At 38.0% G+C, this 440-nt stretch carries 1 protein-coding gene; it reads right to left on the reverse strand.

The genetic code is table 11. The features are described from left to right. Nucleotides 1-354 (reverse strand): DNA-processing protein DprA (locus tag EII42_RS12290; RefSeq protein ID WP_199729891.1); only part of this gene is annotated, 354 nt, incomplete at its 3' end. Between the last annotated feature and the right edge of the window lie 86 nt (nucleotides 355-440).

The following is a 440-nucleotide window of genomic DNA, read 5'->3' on the forward strand; positions in this document are numbered from 1 at the left end:
GCTACCAACAATCGCCACTTGTTGTTGCGCCAGTATGTCAGGATTTCCCTTGATAAATAACAGAGGCGGAGCACCTATGGTTTGCTTTAATAAATAAGGATAATTATCTTGATAGAAATTAAGCAGATGATGACCTTTTTTACTTGCCCAAAATAATGCGGGCTCAATATATCTAGGATCTGGGTGAAACCATTTATTTATCTGCTCTGGTTTCCAGCCCAAATAATGAAACTCGGCATCATCATAATCTTCTAATATTTGTAAGTCGATTTGCGATAAAAGCTGAGTAATGCCTGAAGCCCCCAATTTGGGCACTTGCAGCAAACGCAATAACAATTCATTCTGATTATTCATATATTTCCTGTTGTCCGCTGATTAAATAGATAAAGCTTAATACGCCGGACAGCAATTTAGAGGACAAGGAAATGCATTTTGTGAAC

Origin of the sequence: Tessaracoccus sp. OH4464_COT-324, assembly GCF_003932855.1 — a bacterium.
Lineage (GTDB): Bacteria > Actinomycetota > Actinomycetes > Propionibacteriales > Propionibacteriaceae > Arachnia.